Source organism: Phytoactinopolyspora halotolerans, from assembly GCF_010550675.1.
GTDB lineage: Bacteria > Actinomycetota > Actinomycetes > Jiangellales > Jiangellaceae > Phytoactinopolyspora > Phytoactinopolyspora halotolerans.
The window spans coordinates 35,185-53,585 of sequence record NZ_JAAGOA010000023.1 but is presented as its reverse complement, the minus strand read 5'-3'; the positions used below and the strand labels follow the sequence as shown (position 1 = coordinate 53,585).

The 18,401-nt window shown below is 67.8% G+C and carries 8 protein-coding genes; all 8 read left to right on the top strand.

From position 1 onward, the window contains the following. The first annotated feature begins 9 nt into the window (after positions 1–9). The 8 genes from G1H10_RS25460 to G1H10_RS25420 all read left to right on the top strand — a co-directional run bounded on the left by G1H10_RS25460 (position 10) and on the right by G1H10_RS25420 (position 18,276). The gene (locus tag G1H10_RS25460) at positions 10–1,494 is read left to right on the top strand and encodes a sugar ABC transporter ATP-binding protein (protein ID WP_163743368.1); all 1,485 of its coding nucleotides are present in this window, start codon (positions 10–12) and stop codon (positions 1,492–1,494) included. Beyond that, positions 1,491–2,573 carry an ABC transporter permease gene (locus G1H10_RS25455; RefSeq protein ID WP_216853656.1) on the top strand — a complete coding sequence of 361 codons (1,083 nt, stop codon included), beginning with the start codon at positions 1,491–1,493 and terminating at the stop codon, positions 2,571–2,573. The genes G1H10_RS25460 and G1H10_RS25455 overlap by 4 nt, the downstream gene beginning before the upstream one ends. A gap of 57 nt (positions 2,574–2,630) precedes the next feature. Further along, complete coding sequence (locus G1H10_RS25450; RefSeq protein ID WP_163743250.1) at positions 2,631–3,719, top strand: substrate-binding domain-containing protein; 1,089 nt, start codon at positions 2,631–2,633, stop codon at positions 3,717–3,719. A gap of 119 nt (positions 3,720–3,838) precedes the next feature. After that, positions 3,839–5,035, top strand: coding sequence for a Gfo/Idh/MocA family protein (locus G1H10_RS25445; protein ID WP_163743248.1), 1,197 nt, complete (start codon positions 3,839–3,841; stop codon positions 5,033–5,035). Positions 5,036–5,160: 125 nt separating this feature from the next. After that, the gene (locus G1H10_RS25440) at positions 5,161–9,849 is read left to right on the top strand and encodes a ThuA domain-containing protein (protein ID WP_376778662.1); all 4,689 of its coding nucleotides are present in this window, start codon (positions 5,161–5,163) and stop codon (positions 9,847–9,849) included. 89 nt (positions 9,850–9,938) lie between these two features. Further along, complete coding sequence (locus G1H10_RS25430) at positions 9,939–15,356, top strand: ThuA domain-containing protein (RefSeq protein ID WP_163743246.1); 5,418 nt, start codon at positions 9,939–9,941, stop codon at positions 15,354–15,356. 226 nt (positions 15,357–15,582) lie between these two features. After that, on the top strand, positions 15,583–16,779 hold the full coding sequence (locus G1H10_RS25425; RefSeq protein WP_216853654.1) for an ROK family transcriptional regulator: 1,197 nt from the start codon (positions 15,583–15,585) through the stop codon (positions 16,777–16,779). 540 nt (positions 16,780–17,319) lie between these two features. Next, positions 17,320–18,276, top strand: a complete 957-nt coding sequence (locus tag G1H10_RS25420; RefSeq protein WP_163743241.1) for a sugar phosphate isomerase/epimerase family protein — start codon at positions 17,320–17,322, stop codon at positions 18,274–18,276. Positions 18,277–18,401 lie beyond the last annotated feature (125 nt).

Below are 18,401 nucleotides of genomic sequence, written 5' to 3'. Positions count from 1 at the left end.
TTGCTGCGGATGCATGGCATAGTCAAGACCTTTCCTGGCGTCCGCGCCCTCGACGGCGTGGACCTGGACGTGTCGCCCGGCGAGGTGCATTGTCTGCTGGGGCAGAACGGTGCGGGCAAGTCGACCTTGATCAAGGTGCTCGCCGGGGCGCACCACCCGGACGACGGAACCATCTCCTGGCGCGGCTCGCACGTGCGCATCACCGACCCGATGTCCGCGATGCGGCTGGGGATCGCCACCATCTACCAGGAGCTGGACCTGGTGGACGGGCTCACCGTCGCCGAGAACATCTATCTGGGCCACGAGTTGGCCAGCGCCGGGTTCACCCACCGTGCGCAGACCGACCGGGCGGCTCAGCGGCTGCTGGAACGGCTCGGACATCCGGAGATCTCGCCGCGGACCGAGGTCGGCCGGCTCCCCGCCGCGGGCAAGCAGATCGTCAGCATGGCGCGCGCTCTCTCCCACGACGTGCAGCTGATCGTCATGGACGAACCGTCGGCCGTGCTCGACCAGGAGGAGGTTAACCGGCTGTTCGGTGTGATCCGTGATCTCACCAGGGACGGCGTCGCGGTCGTCTACATCTCGCACCGGCTTGAGGAGATCCGGGAGGTGGGCGACCGGGTCACGGTGCTCAAGGACGGTCGCACCGTCGCCACCGGGCTGCCGGCCCGTGAGACCCCGACGTCCGAGGTGATCCGGCTGATGACCGGACGATCGATCGAGTACGCCTTTCCGGACCGGGGCACCCACGACGCACGGGCGGAGCCGGTGCTGTCGGTCCGCAATCTGAGCCGGGACGGCGAGTTCGCGGATGTCACCTTCGACGTGGCCCCGGGAGAGATCGTCGGCCTCGCCGGGCTGGTGGGCTCTGGCCGGTCCGAGATCATCGAGACCATCTACGGCGCGCGCAAGTCCACCTCCGGCGCGGTCACCGTACATGGTCGACGGCTGCGGCCCGGTTCGGTCCGGTCGGCTGTCGCCGCCGGCGTCGGGCTGTGCCCGGAGGAACGCAAGAGCCAAGCCCTGCTGATGCATGAGTCGGTGGTGCGCAACATCAGCCTGCCTTCGCTCTCCCGCTTCGCCTCGTCGTCGTTCATCAACCGATCGGTGGAGCGTGCCGCCGCGACGGAGCAGGTGCAGAAGCTCGATGTCCGGCCGGCCGACCCATCCCGCGAGGTACGGACGCTCTCCGGCGGTAACCAGCAGAAGGTGGTGCTCGGGCGGTGGCTGCTCAAGGGCTGCGACGTGCTGTTGCTGGATGAACCGACGCGAGGCGTCGATGTGGGCGCCCGCTCTGAGCTGTATTCGCTGATCCGCGATCTGGCCGCACAAGGCGTCGCGATCCTCCTGGTGAGCAGCGAGATTCCGGAGGTTCTCGGGTTGGCCGACCAGGTCCTGGTGATCTCCGACGGCCGCGTCGTACACACCGGACCCGCTGACGAGATCGATGAGCACCAGGTGCTGGGCCTGGTGATGGAAGGGAGCGTCACGTGACCGAGAAGACCACGCCGGCGAGCGGTCCATCCGTTCCACGCACGGCTCCGAGTGAGGACGAGCATCAGCGCGTCGAGGCTGCGGCCGGCAGGCCTGAGACTGCTCAGTCGACCTTCTCCCGGCTGATGTCCGGCTCGGTCGGGCGGAATCTCGGCTTGGTCGTCGCGCTGCTCATCATCTTCGTCATCGGCATGGCCACCGCGCCGGACCGGTTCCCGACGGTGGACAACACGCTGACCATCCTGCGGTACGCGTCGGCGCTCGGCGTGGTCACCATCGGCATGACGTTCGTGATCGCGGCCGGACACATCGACCTGTCGGTCGGTGCCATCCTGGCGCTGGCCTCGGTCTGGGCGACCACCCTGGCATCCCAGCGAGCGGCCGAGGACTTTCACTGGATCACCATGGTGTTCACCGCGCTGGCGGTGGGGGCAGTCTGCGGCCTGATCAACGGCATCCTTGTCGCGTACGGGCGAATGGCCTCATTCATTGCGACGCTGGCCATGCTCGTCGCCGCGCGCGGGCTGGCCGAGATCATCTCGGAGCGGCGCACGCAGATCGTCGAGGTCCGCGGCTTCCTCGACTTCTTCGGCGGCGAGGTGTTCGGACTGCCGGTACTGGTGATCATCTTCGCCCTGGTGGCAGCTGGCGGATGGGTCCTGCTCAACCGCACCACGTTCGGCCGGCGCACGCTCGCTGTCGGCGGAAACGCGGAGGCGGCCCGGCTGGCGGGCATCAAGGTGCAGCGGCACACCATGCTGGTGTTCGTGCTGGTCGGTGTGGCTTGCGGGATCGCGGCGCTGATGCTGGTGGCCCGGACCACCACGGGTAGCTCCACCCACGGCCAGCTTTGGGAGCTGGACGCGATCGCGGCCGTGGTGATCGGGGGGACGCTGCTCTCCGGCGGGCGCGGGACGATCGTCGGCACGGTGTTCGGCGGGTTGATCCTGGCCACACTTACCAACATCTTCACCCTCAACAACCTCGACACGTCCACGCAGGCCGTGGCCAAGGGCGCGATCATCGTCGCCGCGGTCCTGCTCCAGCAGCGCGTGGCGGCGCGGAACAGGGGCACCTAGCGCGCCACCCGGGATCGACGTAGCACCGTCCACACACCCAAAGCGAAGGAGACATCGATGTCCCGCTCCACGATTCACCTGCCCCGATCGGCCCGGCGGCTGCTGTCCACGGCCGGCGCGCTCGCGCTGGCCGGTGTCCTCGTCGTCGGCTGTACCAGCAACGAGCCGGATGAGGAGGACAACGAGGGCGACGGCGAGGCCGCGCCTGCCAGCGACGAGAACTCCGGCGGAAGTTCTAACGACGAGACCGGCGAGACCGTGACCATCGGATTCTCGGGTCCCGAGGCCGACCACGGCTGGCTCGCCGCGATCAACAGCTCGGCGCTGGAGGAAGCCGAGAAGTACGACGACATCGATCTGCGCGCGACGGAGGGCACGAACGACCCAGGCCTGCAGATTCAGCAGGTGGAGACGTTCATCAACGAGGGCGTCGACGCGATCGTGCTGCTGCCGACCGACGGTGCCTCGCTGACCGATGTCGCCCAGCGGGCGATGGACGCCGGCATCCCCGTGGTCAACGTCGACCGGGAGTTCTCCAGCCCGTTCGCGGCGCGGACCACGATCCTCGGCGACAACTACGGCATGGGCGTCTCCGCCGGCACGTACGCGTGCCAGCTGATCGAGGAGAACAACATCTCCGACCCGGTGATCGCCGAGATCGCCGGCATCGACTCGCTGCCACTGACCCAGGACCGCTCGGAGGGCTTCGCCGAGGCGCTGTCCAACTGTGGCCAGGAGGTCGACAACCGAGTGGCGGCCGAGTTCACGGTGGAGAGCGGTGAGGCGGAGGCCTCGAACCTGCTGCAGGCCGCACCCGAGATCGACATCATCTGGAACCACGACGACGACCAGGGCGTCGGCGTCAAGGCGGCGTTCGAGAACGCCGGCCGGGACGAGTTCTTCTTCATCGGCGGCGCCGGATCCTGCAACGCGATGGACTGGATCGAGAACGGCGAGATGGAGGCGACGGTGCTCTACCCGCCGACGCAGGCGGCGGACGGCATCCGGCTGGCCCGGCTGATCGCGCAGGGCAAGGGGATGTCCGACCTGGTGCAGGTGGCGGTGCCGCGGCGCATCGTGCTCGACGCCCCGGTGGTGACCGCGGACAACGTCGACGAGCACCGAGAGGGCTGCTTCGACTCCTGATGCGGTGGTGCGCCGGTGCCTACGCACCGGGGAAGGCGGGCACCGGCGCACCGGTATCGAACGGGGTCGGTGGCCAGAGGCGACACCGGCAACCTGACGTCGAACACTAGGGATCCTCGATGACTGATGACAGCACGCCGACGCTCGGGATCGGCATGGTGGGATACGCGTTCATGGGCATCGCCCACTCGCACGCATCGCGGAATGCGGCCAGCTTCTTCGATCTGCCGGCGGTGCCGCGGCTGGCCGTCGTCGCCGGGCGGAACGCCGACGCGGCACGCGACACGGCCGAGAAGTTCGGCTGGCATGACGTGGAGACGGACTGGCGTGCGCTGGTCGAACGGGACGACGTGGACCTGGTCGACGTGTGCACACCCGGTGATACCCATGCCGAGATCGCGACGGCGGCGCTGCGTGCGGGCAAACACGTGCTGTGCGAGAAACCCTTAGCCAACTCGGTGCCGGAGGCGGAGGCGATGGCGCAGGCCGCGGAGGCAGCCCGCGCCCGCGGGGCCAGGTCGATGGTGGGATTCACGTATCGTAGGGTGCCGGCGATCGCGCTGGCGCGCACGATGGTGGCGGACGGGCGCATCGGCGAGATCCGGCATGTGCGGGCGCAGTACCTGCAGGATTGGCTGGTCGACCCAGCCGCCCCGATGTCGTGGCGGCTGGAGCGCGACCGCGCGGGCTCCGGCGCCCTGGGCGACATCGGCGCGCACATCATCGACCTGACGCAGTTCATCACCGGTGAGTCGATCGTCGGGGTCAGCGCGATGACCGAGACGTTCATCGACCGTCGCCCGATCGCCGATGCCGGCGGGGCGAGCAAGCTCGGCGGTCACGCGTCCGGCGACGACCTGCCGACCGGCGAGGTGAGTGTGGACGATGCGGCGCTGTTCCTCAGCCGCTTCAGCGGTGGAGCGCTGGCGATATTCGAGGCCACCCGGTATGCCACCGGGCGCAAGAACGCGATACGGATCGAGATCAACGGCTCGGCCGGAGCCCTCGCGTTCGACTTCGAAGAGATGAACACCCTGCACTTCTACGACGGAACCGGTGCCGCGGCGATGGAGGGCTTCCGTCGCATCCTGGTCACCGAACCCGACCATCCGTACCTGGCCGCGTGGTGGCCGCCTGGGCATCTGCTGGGTTACGAGCACGGTTTCACCCACCAGGCGGTCGATCTGATCAAGGCGATCGCCGGAGGAGACGACCCGGAACCGTCGTTCGTCGACGGATTGCGGGTGCAGCGGGTGCTGGCCGCGGTCGAGCAGAGCGCGGCGAAGGACAGCGCCTGGACCACAGTGGGGAACTGACCGCCACAACCACACCTTCAGGCCACGAAGGGAAGCGGACGTACTGAGCGTGGCGCAACGGGGGCGACCAGTACGACGACGGATCAACCAGGGCCGAGGATCCGGGCCTATCCCGGAGATGGAGCATGTCCGCAAGCTTCCGATCGCCAGAGGAGACAGTGGTGCCTCAACCGAAGCGATTCCTGGCCGGTGGTCTGTGCGCCGTGCTGACCGTGCCCTTAGGCATGGCGGCGACGGCGGCACCAGCGGCCGCGCATGAAGGTCATGGTGGGTATTCCGCCTTGGTGTTTTCGAAGACGGCCGGTTTTCGGCATGGCTCGATCGAGGAGGGTGTCGCCGCGATCGAGCAGTTGGGTGTAGATCATGATTTCGAGGTGACGGCGACGGAGGATGCGTCGGCGTTCACGGATGAGAATCTCGCGCAGTATGACGTGGTGGTGTGGTTGTCCACCACGGGGGATGTGCTGAACGAGGAGCAGCAGGGCGCGTTCGAGCGGTATATCCAGTCCGGTGGCGGGTATGCCGGTATTCACTCGGCGTCGGATACCGAGTATGACTGGCCGTGGTATGGCGAGTTGGTGGGTGCGTATTTCGACAGCCACCCGGCGAATCAGGATGCCACGGTGAAGGTGGAGGATACGGTCCACCCGTCCACGGCGCATCTGGACCCGGTGTGGGAGCGGTACGACGAGTGGTACAACTACCAGTCCAATCCCCGCGGTGATGTGCACGTGCTGGCGTCGCTGGATGAGTCGTCGTACGACGCCGGTGGCGGCGCGATGGGCTCGGATCATCCGATCGCGTGGTGTCATGACTATGACGGTGGCCGGGCCTGGTATACGGGGATGGGGCACACCGAGGAGTCGTTCGCCGAGCCGGAGTTCCTGGAGCACATCCTCGGCGGCATCGAAACCGCCGCGGGGGTCACCGATGCCGACTGCGGCGCCACCGTGCACGAAAACTTCGACCAGGTCACCCTGGCCCGCGGCGTCGACGAGATGGGCGAGCCGATGGGGATGGCGGTGCTGCCGGATGGCGGCGTGCTGCACACCGCCCGCTCCGGACAGGTCTTCTACACCGCCGAGGCGGGAGAGACGACGCTGGCCGCGCAGGTCCCGGTGTACGACTTCCGCGAGGACGGCATGCAGGGAATCGCGATCGACCCGGACTTCGCGGAGAACGGGTGGGTGTACCTCTACTACTCGCCGCAGCTGGGCACCCCGCCGGGTGAGGTCGAGCACAGCAGCCTCGATCCGAGCGTCTGGGAGGAGTACGAGGGGCACAACAACCTCTCCCGTTTCCAGTTCGTGGACGGACGGCTGGACCTGGACTCCGAGCAGGTGATCCTGGAGGTCCCGCAGGACCGGGGCAACTGCTGCCACCACGGCGGCGACGTCGACTTCGACGCCGACGGCAACCTGTACCTGGTCACCGGCGACGACACCGACCCGTTCGAGTCGAACGGGTACTCGCCGATCGACGACCGCGAGGACCGCGCGCCCCAGTTCGATGCGCGGCGGACGTCGGGCAACACGAACGACCTGCGAGGCAAGATCCTGCGGATCACGGTGAACGACGACGGCTCGTACTCGATTCCCGAGGGCAACCTGTTCGCCGAGGGAACGGAGCTGACCCGTCCGGAGATCTACGCGATGGGCTTCCGTAACCCGTTCCGGATGAGCGTCGATCAGCAGACCGGAGACGTGTGGGTCGGCGAATACGGCCCGGACTCGGGCGGACCGAATCAGTACGGCCCCGGAGGTCAGGTGGAGTTCAACCGGGTCACCGAACCGGGCAACTTCGGCTGGCCGTACTGCACCGGCATGAACACACCGGAGGAGACCTACGCCGAGCGTGAGTTCACCGCCTACTACGGCATCAACCCGCATACCGGCGAGCAAGACCCGAACGACGGCACCGACGATCCCGTCGGTGAGAAGTTCGACTGTGCGAACGGTCCGGCGAACGACTCGGTGCTCAACACCGGGCTGGACACCGTGCCTCCGGCCGAGCCGGCCTGGATCGCCTACGACGGCGGTTCGGTACCCGAGTTCGGCAGCGGCAGCGAGTCCCCGATGGCCGGACCGGTCTATCGATACGACCCCGACCTGGAGTCGGAGACCAAGTTCCCCGAGTTCTACGACGGGCAGTTCTTCGCCTACGAGTTCGGCCGGCGCTGGATCAAGAACATCAGCCTGGACGCCGACGGCTCGCCGCTGGCGATAGGGCCGTTCTCCGACTTCATGGAGAACACCCAGCTGATGGATCTGGAGTTCGGTCCGGAGGGTTCGCTCTACGTGCTGGATTACGGCACCGGCTTCTTCAACGGCGACGAGAACTCGGCCCTGTACCGGATCGACTACGTCAAGGGCGTCCGATCCCCGGTGGCGAAGGCGACGGCCGAGCCGACCTCCGGGCTGGCGCCGCTCACCGTCCAGTTCACCGCGGACGGCTCGGACGACCCCGACCCGGGTGACGTCATCTCCTACGCCTGGGACTTCGACGGGGACGGTACGACCGATTCGACCGAACCGGACGCGGAACACACCTACACCGAGAACGGCGAGTACACGGCCCGGTTGACGGTCACCGACCAGTCCGGATCCGAGGGTGTGGCGACGGTGCGTATCGTCGTCGGCAACACCGCCCCTGTGGTCGAGTTCGTGGAGCCGGCGAACGGCCAGGTCTTCACCTTCGGCGACGACGTGGCGTACGAGGTCGCGGTCACCGACCCGGACGGCATGCCGGTCGACTGCGCCGACGTCGAGGTCACCTTCGCGCTCGGCCACGACCAGCACACGCACGGCGGGGAGACCGTAACCGGATGTACCGGGACCCTCTCGACCGGGACCGATGCCTCGCACGGCACCGATGACAACATCTTCGGTCTGCTCTATGCCGAGTACACCGATACGCCGCCGAGCGATGACGCGGGACCGGTCACCGGCGAGGCGGAGATCGTGGTGCAGCCGAGCCACCGGCAGGCGGAGCACTTCTCCGACCAGAGCGGCGTCCAAGTCGTCAATCACGGCGGTGCCGAAGGCGGCGCTCGCGTGGGTTACATCGACGACGGAGACTGGATCTCGTTCGAGCCGTGGAACCTGACCGGCGTCCGGTCGGTGGGGATGCGGGTGTCGGCAGGCGGACCGGGCGGCACGGTCGAGCTGCGTGCCGGTGCTCCGGACGGGCCGCTGGCGGCGACCGTTCCGGTGCCGCACACCGGAAGCCCGGACAACTACGTCGAGGTGGAACCGGTGCCGGTCACCGATCCGGGCGGGACACACGAACTGTTCCTGCTGTTCCGCGGCGACGGCGGCGGGCTGATGGACATCGATGCGATGACCTTCAGCACCGAACCGCCGCCGTGTGAGGACCCGGACGCGGACGTCGACCCGAACGACGAGTTCGACGGCGACCAGCTGGACCGCTGCCGCTGGCCGACCATCCTGCGTCCGGACCCGGACCACTACCGGGTGGCCGACGGCGCGCTGACGATCGACGCGCTGGAAGGGGACATGTACGGCGGCAACACCAGCGCCGCCAACCTGGTCCTGCAGGACGCGCCGGAGGACGGATTCGAGGTGACCACCAAGCTGGAGATCCCGGCGGGTGGGGATTACGAGCAGGCCGGCATCCTGGTGCACTCCGGCGACGCCGATTTCGCCAAGGCGGTCCTGATCAACATCCCGGACCTGGGGTGGCGGTTCGAGTTCGGCCAGAACGTCGATGGCGAGGCGGTCTTCGATCCCGAGGTGGACCGCTCCGGGGAGCTGCCGGAGGGGATCACGGACGAGGCCTACGTCCGGATGACCAGCGACGGCGCGGTGCTCACGGCGGCCTGGTCGGCGGACGGCGAGGAGTGGACCGAGTTCGGCCGTGCCCGTTCGCTCTCCCAGATGCCCCAGCCCAGAGTGGGCTTGGCGGCGTTCAACGGTGTGGGTCAGCCGGTGTCGTTCGACTACTTCCACGTCGACGACGCACCGGTCACCGAGTGCGAGCCGACCGAGCCGGAGGAGGGCTACCGCAGCCTGTTCGATGGGACGGCGGAAGGCCTGGAGAGCTGGCGGATGGCCGGGCCGGGTGGCTTCCACCACACCGACTGCCGGCTGCTGTCGTACGGCGGAATGGGCCTGCTCTGGTACGACGAGGCGTTCGAGTCGTATTCGCTCAAGCTGGACTGGATGATGCCGGGCGACGACAACTCCGGCGTGTTCGTCGGCTTCCCCGAACCGGGTGACGACCCGTGGGTCGCGGTCGAGGAAGGCCACGAGGTGCAGATCGACGCCACGGATGAGCCGGACCGCACCACCGGCGCGATCTACGGTTTCCAGTCCGCCGATCTGGACGCGCGGGACGAGGCGCTCAACCCACCGGGGGAGTGGAACGAGTTCGAGATCGTCGTCGAGGGTGACCGGATCCAGGTCTTCCTCAACGGAGCGAAGATCAACGACTACACGGACACCGACCCGGACCGGATGAACCCGCCGAGTCACATCGGGATCCAGAACCACGGCGGCCAGGACGACGTCTACTTCCGGAACATCCGGATTCAGGAGCTCGACGCGTTGCCGGACACCTACGAGGGTGCGCTGCGGCTGGTCGAGGAGTACTACGACGACGGGCTGCTGGAACGGCCGCACTACCGGCAGCTGCACAACCACCTGGCGACAGCACAGCGCTTCGCCGAGCGTGGCGAGGCGGAGGAGGCCGGACAGGCGCTGGACCGGGTGGTCCGGGTGGCCGAGAAGGTCGACGACGAGCAGGTACGTGACGACCTGCTGACCGTCGTCGAGAACCTGCGCACACAGCTATAACCACGTCCCGGGGCGCCGGAGCGGGTCACACTCCGGCGCCCCGGGCCCGACCCTGACCTGTTCAGCACGTCCAATCGCCAAGGGAGACGATGGTGAGACAACGATTACGACGGCTGCTGGCCGGTGGGCTGTCAGCGTCGCTGCTGGTTCCGATCGGCATGGCGGCGACGGCGGCACCAGCGGCCGCGCATGAAGGTCATGGTGGGTATTCCGCCTTGGTGTTTTCGAAGACGGCCGGTTTTCGGCATGGCTCGATCGAGGAGGGTGTCGCCGCGATCGAGCAGTTGGGTGTAGATCATGATTTCGAGGTGACGGCGACGGAGGATGCGTCGGCGTTCACGGATGAGAATCTCGCGCAGTATGACGTGGTGGTGTGGTTGTCCACCACGGGGGATGTGCTGAACGAGGAGCAGCAGGGCGCGTTCGAGCGGTATATCCAGTCCGGTGGCGGGTATGCCGGTATTCACTCGGCGTCGGATACCGAGTATGACTGGCCGTGGTATGGCGAGTTGGTGGGTGCGTATTTCGACAGCCACCCGGCGAATCAGGATGCCACGGTGAAGGTGGAGGATACGGTCCACCCGTCCACGGCGCATCTGGACCCGGTGTGGGAGCGGTACGACGAGTGGTACAACTACCAGTCCAATCCCCGCGGTGATGTGCACGTGCTGGCGTCGCTGGATGAGTCGTCGTACGACGCCGGTGGCGGCGCGATGGGCTCGGATCATCCGATCGCGTGGTGTCATGACTATGACGGTGGCCGGGCCTGGTATACGGGGATGGGGCACACCGAGGAGTCGTTCGCCGAGCCGGAGTTCCTGGAGCACATCCTCGGCGGCATCGAAACCGCCGCGGGGGTCACCGGCGCCGACTGCGGCGCGAGCCAGCCGAGCAGCTTTGAGAAGGTGGTTCTCGACGACACCACCAGCAACCCGATGGAGCTGGCGGTCGCCGACGACGGCCGGGTGTTCTACATCGACCGCAACGGTGCTGTCCGGCTGGTCCGGCCGGACGGGTCGGCCACCACGGTCGGCACGCTGAGCGTCTACACCGGCCAGGAGTTCGGCCTGATGGGCATTGCGCTCGACCCGGACTTCGCGGAGAACGGCTGGGTGTACCTGACCTATTCGCCCGCGGGCGGGGACGCGGTGGACCGGGTTTCCCGGTTCACTCTGGACGGCGAGTCCCTGGACCTCGGCAGCGAACAGGTGATCCTGGAGTATCCGACCAACCGCCAGGAGTGCTGTCACGCCGGCGGCGCGCTGGAGTTCGACGGGAACGGCAATCTGTACATCACCACCGGGGACAACACGAACCCGTTCGCGTCCAGCGGCTACACACCGATCGACGAGCGGCCGGGCCGCGAGTTGTGGGATGCCCAGCGGACCTCGGCCAACTCGAACAGCCTCAGCGGCAAGGTGCTGCGGATCCACCCGGAGAACGACGGCAGCTACACCATCCCCGAGGGGAACATGTTCGACCCGGGGACACCGGACACGCAGCCGGAGATCTACGCGATGGGCTTCCGTAACCCGTTCCGGATCGGCGTCGACCCCGCCACGGACAAGCTGCTGGTGGCCGACTACGGACCGGATGCCGGCAGCACGAACCCGAACCGGGGCCCGGACGGCCGGGTGGAGTGGAACATCGTCGACGAGCCCGGCTTCTACGGCTGGCCGTACTGCGTCGGTGACAACACGCCCTACATCGACTATGACTTCGACACCGGGGAGTCCGGCCAGCCGTTCGACTGCGCCGGCGGTCCGGTGAACGACTCGCCGAACAACACCGGCATCACTCAGCTGCCCCCGGCGATCGAGGCGGAGATCTGGTATGGGTACTCCACCAACCCACTGTTCCCGGAGATCGGCGGCGGCGGTGCGCCGATGGCCGGTGGCGTGTACCGGTACGACGCCGACCTGGAGTCCGACCGTAAGTGGCCGGCCTACTGGGACGGCAAGGCGATCTTCGGTGAGTGGAACCAGAACAAGCTGTACACCTTCCAGCTCGACGACACGGCCTCCGCGGTCACCGATATCAACCAGATCTTCGGTGACTGGGACTTCATCCGCCCGATGGCGCTGCAGTGGGGGCCGGACGGCGCGCTGTACGTGATCGAGTGGGGCTCCGGATTCGGCGGCAACAACAGCGACTCGGGCGTCTACCGGATCGATTATGTGCAGGGTAACCGGGCGCCGATCGCACGCATCGACGCGAATCCGCTCTCCGGGCCGGTGCCGCTGGAGGTCACCTTCGACGGCTCCCGGTCCTCCGATCCGGAGGGTTCGTCGCTGACGTACGAATGGGACGTCGACGGTGACGGCACGGTCGACTCCACCGACGCCCAGACCACGCACACCTATACCGAGCCAGGCGACTACACGGTGGCGTTGACGGTGACCGACGACGACGGCCAGCAGGACATCGCCAACGTCGAGATCGTGGCCGGCAACACCGCCCCGGAGATCACCGTGACGGCGCCGGTCAACGGCGGCTTCTTCGAGTTCGGCGACACCATCGCATACGAGGTGAGCGCGACCGACGCCGAAGACGGCGAGATCGCCTGCGAGGACATCGTCACCCAGCCCGGCCTGGGCCACGACGACCACTCGCACGGCTACGAGCAATACACCGGATGCACCGGCGAGTTCCCGTTGCCCGGCGACGAGGGCCACATCGGCGCGAACATCTTCGGCACCGTCACGGTCACCGTCACCGACGGCGGGGCGAACGGTGCCAGCCCGTTGACCAGTCAAGAAGTACTGGTGCTGCAGCCGAAGCGGCGAGAGGCGGAGCACTTCGACTCGACCGGGCGGCTGGCCGGATCCACCTCCGGTGGCGACCCGGGTGTGCAGGTGGAGGAGACCGGGGACACCGCCGGCGGCGGATCGAACATCGGCTGGATCGAGCCGGATGACTGGTGGGCGTGGGACCCGATGAACCTCACCGGCATGGACGACATCACGTTGCGCGCGGCCTCGCCGAACGACGGCGCGACCGTGGAGGTCCGCACCGGGGCGCCGGACGGTCCGGCGGTGGCGACCATCGAGGTCGCGGCCACCGGCGGCTGGCAGACATATGACGAGTTCACCGGCGAGATCAGTGGCGACACGGCGACCGAGAGCGGCCCGCTGTACTTCGTCCTGGTCTCGGGTCAGCTCAACGTCAACTGGGTGGACTTCGGTGGCAAGGGCGTGACGGAGAACCAGCGTCCGCACGTGCAGGTGACCGCGGAGCCCACCAGCGGGACCGCCCCGCTGGACGTGGAGTTCAGCGCCGAGGCCTCCGACCCGGAGGGCGACGAGCCGCTCACCTACGCGTGGCAGTTCGGCGACGGCGGCACCGCATCCGGGCCGACGGCGTCGCACACCTACACCGATCCGGGCGGATACACCGCCCAGGTGACGGTGACCGATGCCCGCGGCGCGCAGCGTTCGGCGTCGGTCGCGATCGAGGTCGAGGCGGAGAGCGTCGGTGAGCCGCCGATCTGCCTGGCCGGCCGGTCGGACGGATTCGACGCGGACGAACTCGACCGGGACCGGTGGAACACGGTCATCCGGGAGAACCAGGATCTGCAGGTGGTGGACGGCCATCTGGTGATCCCGGCGTCGTCGACGGACATCTACGGCACCAATAACACGGACACGCCGAACATCGTCCTGCAGGACCTGCCGGACGGTCCGTTCACGGCGACGGCCAAGCTGACCATGGAGGCCTACCAGGCCTACCAGCAGGCTGGTCTGATCATCTACGGCGACGACGACAACTACGCCAAGATGGTGCTCGAAGGCCGCGACACCGGGTCGGTGAACCCGGCGGCCCGGATCTTCCAGTTCATCCGCGAGGAGGACGGCGCTCCGAACGAGGTCGGCGACAGCAACACGGCCCAGCTCGGCGCCGACTACCCGGACACGGTGTGGGTGCGCTACACCAGCGACGGCAGCGACCTGCGCGCCGCCTACAGCGCCGACGGCGTGGACTTCACCGAGATGCCGCAGACCAAGAGTCTGGCCGGTATCGAGGATCCGAAGATCGGGCTGGTCTCGCTCGCCGGTACCGGGAACCCGGTGACCGACGCACGGTTCGACTACTTCCACATCACCCCGGACGACACCGTCCCGGTGGTGGAGCCGGATGACGAGTTCGACGGTGCGATGCTGGACGGCTGCCGATGGTCCGTGCTGCGGCCGGACCCGGCCGGCTACCGCGTGGCGGACGGGCAGCTGGAGATCGACACCAGCGACGGCGACATCTACTCGGACGGCAACTCCGATCCGGCCAACTTCATCCTGCAGCCGGCGCCACATGCCGGCGACGGCGGACCGGAGGACTGGACGATCGAGACCAGTGTGGACGGCTCGGCGCTCGACGAGCAGTACCAGCAGGGCGGCTTGATCGTCTACGCGGACGACGGCAACTACGTCAAGTTCGACTACGTCGTCGACAACGTCGCCGGCGCCGCGGTCGACCCGCGGATCGAGCTGCTCAACGAGGTCGACGACGTCGTCCAGAGCCCGCAGCCGAACGTCGGCGATCCGGGCGACTCCGTGTGGCACCTGCGGATCACCAAGTCCGGCGACACCTACACCGGTTCGTACAGTGCTGACGGCGAGAGCTGGACGGAGATGGACGAGCCGGTGACGAACGCCGCGCTGGCCGGCGACGACGTGCAGGTCGGCCTGTTCGCACTCGGCGGGGGACAGAACGAGTCCAAGACGGCTCTGTTCGACTACTTCCGCGTCGTGCAGGAGGACGCGGACACCACACCGCCAGAGCTCGAGGTGGTGCTGGACCCGGCTGAGCCGTCGGGAGCCAACGACTGGTGGTCCGGGTCGGTCGGAGTATCGGCCGCAGCCACCGACGACGGCGACGGCCCGGTATCCGTCGAGTACCGCGTGGACGGCGGCGACTGGGCCGAATACACGGAAGCGTTGGTGGTGGAGGAAGACGGCGAGCACGTGCTGCAGGCGCGTGCCACCGATGCCGCCGGCAATGTCTCCGAGGTGCAGGAGGTCTCGTTCCGTATCGATGCGACGGCACCGGAGGTGGACGCGACGGTGCTCGAGCTCGACACCGGGACCGCCGTTGAACTGACGGCGTCGGACGCCACGTCGGGTCTCGACTCGGTGGAGTACCGGCTGGGCGACGGCGACTGGACCGAGTACGACGATCCGATTCGGGTTGACGTTTCGGGCACCGTCGAGTATCGGGCCACGGACGTGGCGGGCAACGTGACCGAAGGCTCGCTCGACGTCGAGGTCACGGTCACCTTTGAGGATGCGCTCGCCGTGGTGGAGCGGTACTACGAGGACGGCTCGCTGGAGCGGCCGACCTATCGGCAGTTGCACACCCATCTGTCGACGGCGCAGCGGCTCGCCGAAGGCGGGCAGGCCACGCAGGCCGGCCAGTCGCTGGATCGGGCGGTCCGGGTAGCCGAGAAGGTCGGCGACGAGCAGGTGCGCGAGCATCTGCTGGCGATCGTCGAGGCGCTCCGGGGCCAACTGTGAGACCGTCAGCCGACGCAGGAGGTGGATGAGGACACGTCACCGGACCGGTTCCTCGCTCGTGACGGGACAACGGCGTCCCGGCACCGGGTACCACGGCCCTGGGCCCGGTGCGCGGGACGAGGAACCGCCGGCTGACGGGGCCGGTGCCGACCGGCCCAATGCCGGCGCCGGAGCGCAAGCTCCACCTCCGGCGCCGGCCTCTACCAGAGACATACAGGAGGCATCTGTGAGGCATACGCTCGCCGGGCGGGCGGAGAACGCCACTCAGGCGAAAGCTCTGAAACTGCTGCGGGATGAGGGGCCGCTGTCCCGGGTGCAGCTGGCAGACCGGTTGGGTGTCTCCCGGACCACCATCGGGAGCGAGCTCAACCGGCTCTCCGAGCTTGGCCTGGCGGAGAACGCGGGCCCGGCGGCGTCCCGCGGCGGTCGGCGTTCCACGCTGGTCGACCTGTCGCCGAACCTGCGATTCGTCGGAGTGGACATCGGCGCCACGTCGATCTCGGTCGCGATCACCGACGGTCGGTTGGCGGTACTCGGGAAGCGCTTGCACGTGCCGGTCGATGTCCGCCTCGGCCCGGAACGCGTCCTGGGGTCGGCGTTGGCGTTGGCTCACGAGGTCCGCGCCGAGCTGGGCATCCAGCGCGTCACCGGGGTGGGGATCGGGGTGCCCGGACCGGTCGACTTTCACAGCGGTGTCCCGGTGTCGCCGCCGATCATGCCGGGTTGGCACGGCTATCCGGTCCGGGAGGCCGTCTCCCGCGAGCTGGGTTGCCCGGTGCTGCTCGACAACGACGTCAACCTGATGGCGTTGGGGGAGCGGCACGCCGGCGTGGCCAAGTCGGTTCCGTCGTTCCTGTTCGTCAAGATCGGCACCGGTATCGGCTGCGGCATCGTCACCGGCGGTGAACTCTACCGGGGCGTCGACGGCTGCGCGGGCGACATCGGGCACGTTCGGGTGGAGGAATTCGGCCCTACCTGTGCGTGCGGCAACAGCGGTTGCCTGGAGGCGTTTTTCGGCGGCTCGGCCCTGGCACGCGATGCCATGGCCGCCGTCCGGTCCGGCCGGTCGCCCGTCCTCGCCTCATTGCTCGACGGCCGGGAGCAGCTCTCCGCCGAGGATGTGGCGCACGCGGTGGCGCAGGGAGATCCGTACTCGGTGCAGCTGATCCGGGACGGAGGCCATCGGGTGGGGTGGGCGCTGGCCAGCCTGGTGTCCTTCTTCAATCCGGGGCTCATCGTCATCGGCGGCCGGGTGGCCCGGCTGGGGCATCCGCTGCTCGCCGAGATCCGAGGCGTGGTGTATCGGCGGTCGTTGCCATTGGCCACCGGGAACCTGCCGGTCGTGCTGAGCGAGATGGGAGACGACGCCGGTGTGGTCGGGGCCGCGGCGCTGATCAGCGAAGCCGTCTACGCCGCGGACTGAAGGGTCCCCGGCGTTGGTGCCGGTCGGTTGTGGCTCCAAGGAGGCTTGGTGCGGGTCGGTTGTGGCTCTAAGGAGGCTTGGTGTCGTGTGAGTGTTCGCAAGGAAGCTTGCTGCGGGGTCGGCTGTGGCTCCAAGGAGGCGTGGTGCGCGCCGGTGGTGCTTCATGGAAGCTCAATGCCGTAGGTGGATCACCCTGACCGCCGCCTCCGCATCGGATGGGAGCGGCGGCCCCGGGATCACAGACTGATCCACCCAGGGAGCAGGCACGCAGTAGTGGGTCGGAGCGTCGGTCCGTGCCGGCCGGTGATTGCGGCGAGCGTCAATCGACCTCGTCGAACGTCATCTGCGGCGGAACCGCGCAGCTTTCGCAAAGAATTTTCGAAAGCTGCGCGAAAACTATTGACGAGAAGCACGCGGAAACCGTAAGTTTCCCAATCATCCGGTCAAATGGGGGCCCGAGGGAGGGGGCCGTGATCCCGCGCCGACCCCCAGGCGCGTTGCACATGTTGGTGTTCGGCATTGCTCAACGAGGAGATCCACATGGGACGTCCGGAGATCAACCGGCGGCAGTTCATGCGCGCCGTCGCAGGCACGACAGCGGCCGTGGGCGCAGCGGCGTTTGCCGGACCAGGACTGGGCATGGCCAATGCGGCCAACGGCCTCCTGGTTCCACGCGGAAAGATCGGCATCCAGCTGTTCACCATCCGCAACCTGGTCAGCTCGCTCGGATTCCGGGTGGTCTTCGAGGAGCTGGCCCGGATGGGCTACCACTACGTGGAGTTCGCCGGCTACACCTCGCCGGCCGAGCCAGGGATCACCCCCGCGCAGATCAAGCAGCTGCTGGACGACAACGGGCTCAAGGGCATCGGCGGTCACCGCGGGTTGAACAGCTTCCGCTCCAACATGGAGGAGGAGCTGGACATCGCCGAGACGCTCGGCCTGCCGTACATCGGCACGGCGAACGAGCCGGTCAGCCCGCCCAACCGCACCATCGCCGGCTATCACGCCGCCGCCGAGGAGTTCAACGGCTTCGGCGCGGCCGCCGCAGCCCGAGGCATCAAGTGGTACCACCACAACCATCAGAACGAATTCCGTTTCGCCAACGACGACCCCAGCGTCCGGCTCTACGACATCCTGCTGGCCGAGACGGACCCGCATCTGGTCTACCTGGAGATGGACATCTACTGGGCGTTCGTCGGCCAGCACATCGCGCCGGGATTCGATCCCGCGGACTACGTCAAGGCCAACATGCGGCGATACCCGTTGTTCCACGCCAAGGACGGGGAAAGCCGGCCGGACCTGGCCAACGGCTACAACATCGTCGAGTTCGGCGCGGGCGACATCGACTTCCAGAGCTTCTTCCGGGACATCGGCGCCAAGGGCCCGCACTACGCCCTGTGGGAGCAGGACAACGCGCCGAGCACCCCGGAGGAGAGGGGCGGCGCATTCGGTGCCGCCGAGCGCAGCTATCAGGCGCTGTCCACGCTCCGCGGCTGAACCCGCCAGTTCACCGCACCGCCACGCACCTGCCCGGCAGGTGCGACCGGCTCGCCGCGACCGCGGACCTTTGGCGAGAGACGCGGTCGCGGCGAGTCCGACTCATCGCAGTAGCCCTCATCGAT

What these genes read in the sequence shown, in the direction of transcription:
- G1H10_RS25460 (WP_163743368.1), top strand. Translation starts at nt 10, where the DNA reads ATGCATGGCATAGTCAAGACCTTTCCTGGCGTCCGCGCCCTCGACGGC.
- G1H10_RS25450 (WP_163743250.1), top strand. Translation starts at nt 2,631, where the DNA reads ATGTCCCGCTCCACGATTCACCTGCCCCGATCGGCCCGGCGGCTGCTG.
- G1H10_RS25445 (WP_163743248.1), top strand. Translation starts at nt 3,839, where the DNA reads ATGACTGATGACAGCACGCCGACGCTCGGGATCGGCATGGTGGGATAC.
- G1H10_RS25440 (WP_376778662.1), top strand. Translation starts at nt 5,161, where the DNA reads ATGTCCGCAAGCTTCCGATCGCCAGAGGAGACAGTGGTGCCTCAACCG.
- G1H10_RS25430 (WP_163743246.1), top strand. Translation starts at nt 9,939, where the DNA reads ATGGTGAGACAACGATTACGACGGCTGCTGGCCGGTGGGCTGTCAGCG.
- G1H10_RS25420 (WP_163743241.1), top strand. Translation starts at nt 17,320, where the DNA reads ATGGGACGTCCGGAGATCAACCGGCGGCAGTTCATGCGCGCCGTCGCA.